At 68.1% G+C, this 2,163-nt stretch carries 2 protein-coding genes, 1 pseudogene and 1 riboswitch; of the genes and pseudogenes, 1 reads left to right on the top strand and 2 read right to left on the bottom strand.

Going from position 1 to position 2,163, the window contains the following annotated elements; genetic code table 11:
- Positions 1 to 139: riboswitch (SAM riboswitch) on the bottom strand. This riboswitch is flagged as partial in the annotation.
- A gap of 56 nt (positions 140 to 195) precedes the next feature.
- Both VN779_RS02995 and VN779_RS02990 read right to left on the bottom strand, forming a co-directional pair.
- The gene (locus VN779_RS02995) at positions 196 to 762 is read right to left on the bottom strand and encodes a LytR C-terminal domain-containing protein (protein WP_325719868.1); all 567 of its coding nucleotides are present in this window, start codon (positions 760 to 762) and stop codon (positions 196 to 198) included.
- A 30-nt stretch (positions 763 to 792) separates the two neighbouring features.
- On the bottom strand, positions 793 to 1,119 hold the full coding sequence (locus VN779_RS02990) for a DUF3263 domain-containing protein (protein WP_349260619.1): 327 nt from the start codon (positions 1,117 to 1,119) through the stop codon (positions 793 to 795).
- Positions 1,120 to 1,617: 498 nt separating this feature from the next.
- Between VN779_RS02990 and VN779_RS02985 the strand changes: the two are divergent.
- A pseudogene (locus tag VN779_RS02985) lies at positions 1,618 to 2,163 on the top strand (hypothetical protein); the annotation flags it as partial.

The following is a 2,163-nucleotide window of genomic DNA, read 5'->3' as shown; positions in this document are numbered from 1 at the left end:
CCCCGGACCAGATACTGGTCGGGGACGGACTTGGCACCTGCCGCGGCGGCCTCGCAAAGATCACGACACCGTGATGCGAGTCAACGCGGTGGTTGCCGGGGCTTCATCGGGCCGGTCCCTCTGCCCCTCTGGATGAGCGGTCTTCAGTTGTTCGTCCATGGTCTCATACCCGGGCCTACAGGACCGGTCGCGCGATCAGCCCGCGAAGTCGGACGTGAGCACGACGACGAGCGGTCCGCGCGGCAACTCGGCGAACCGTGGCACAACGCGCTTGATAGTTGGGAACTGCTGTTGCAAACGCCTAGCCGCAGCCAGCGTGTTAGGGATACCCGGGTCGTAGTACACGCACGTCGACAGGATCTGATTGTCGAGCGTGCTGACGTAAGAAACGCTCCACCCGCCTTTCTCGAACTCCTTTTCGGCGACGTTCTGGGCGCCGGCGCTTGCGGTGTTGTTCAGAACGATCAGCGGCAGCGGGCTCGCCAGCGCGGGTGCCGGCGGTGTGGCATGTGCGGGTGCCGGCGGTGTGACACGCGCGGGCGTCGTCCGCGGTCGCGCACTGGACGGGCGTGCGGACCGCGCTGCCGACGCCGGGGCGCTCGCCGTAACCGGCCCTGTCTCGCTACTCGCCTGTCGGCCCCCAGGGCGTTGCAGCGCGATGAGCGCGACCGCCGCCACCCCCAGCCCGACGATGGTCAGAACGACGCCGACGGCTCGATCGATGCGCCACCGCCCCGGCGAGCGGGGAGCCAGGTGCGACACGGGCGTCAGGCTAACGGGCGCCGATATGGATCAGACGTCGATCCCCAGCCGTCGCGCTGACCGCTGCCGCTGCCGCCCCGCGCGCAGGCGTCGCAGCCGCTTGACGAGCAGCGGATCGACGGCGAGCGCGGCGGGCGCATCGATGAGTGTGTTCAGCACCTGGTAATAGCGGGTAGCCGACATGTCGAACAGCTCGCGGATCGCCTGCTCTTTGGCGCCGGCGTATTTCCACCACTGCCGCTCGAACGTCAGGATTTCCCGGTCACGACGAGTCAGTCCGTCGATCAGGTCCGCCTGCTCGGCGGTGTTCGAGCCCGAGGCCGCGGCGTCTGGCACGTCGGCGGAGGCGGACTCCATGCGGTGCACCCCCACGTTCTCCGGCTGGCTGTCTGCGAAGTTACCGTAGCTAATTTCATGCTTGTCATTCTCATTACTGCAGCCCTGCGGCGTGTCGGCCCGACCAAGTTGTGGATAACGCTCGCCGCTGTCCACAGATCGCTGCGGTCTGTGGCGCGACGTCCGGCGATCCGGCGATCGTCGTGCCATGACGAGCGTGCTGGATCCTGTCGAACTCGGCGCATTGGCGCGCCGGGTTGACGGCTGTGCCGACGAGCTGCGGGGCCGGGCCCGGGGTCTGCTCCTCGCCGCTTCGGTCACGCGGTGGCAATCGACCGCGGCGGAGGCGTTCCGACGTCAGGCCAGTGATCTCGCCACCGCTATGCGCACGTCAGCGGTGGACGTGGATGCAGCAGCAGCGGCCTTGCGGCGGCACGGTCGCCAAGTCGAGATTGTGGAGTCTGCGATTGCGACTCCACTGGAGTTCGTAGCCGACCTGGCTCTGTCTTGGCTCGGTAGGTGACGACGGTGAACCCGATCGAGGTCGACGGTGGGCCTGGGGGCATCACGGCCCACCTGGAGGACCTACGGGTGGCGGCTGGACAGATCGCCCAGGTCGCTGATGATGTCGGGCATCTGGCGACGGAATTACACGCCGTGCTGCTGCATCCAGGGTTGCTCATATCGGCCGGATTGGATCCGATCGGCGCCGGCGAGGTGAGTGCGGCGATCTTTCGCGCGACCGATGGTCCGGGCGGCGTGACCGCTCTCGCGCTGCGCGGGGCGAGCCTGGCGCTCGCCCTTCGAGCCTCAGCCGCGCGGTACGAAGCGGTCGACGATCTAACCCGGCTGGCGGGGCCGATCCCCGAGCTGATTCGTCGATTCCCCATGACGGCAGCAGAGACAACTGGAGTCGTTACGGTATCGGGCGCCGGCGCAGCGCTGCAGCACCTGGTCACGCGCGATCCACAGCTCGTCGACGTCGCAGTGAGCACCCTCGCCGCGTTGCTCACCGCCCGGGCCACGCCAGCCGCCGCAGCGGAACTTGCCCGGCGGTTCCCGGAC

The sequence above is a fragment of the Actinocrinis sp. genome (genome assembly GCF_035605935.1).
Classification (GTDB): Bacteria; Actinomycetota; Actinomycetes; order Streptomycetales; family Catenulisporaceae; genus Actinocrinis.
Note: the sequence above shows the minus strand (reverse complement) of the source record. Positions and strands in the feature narration are given on the sequence as shown.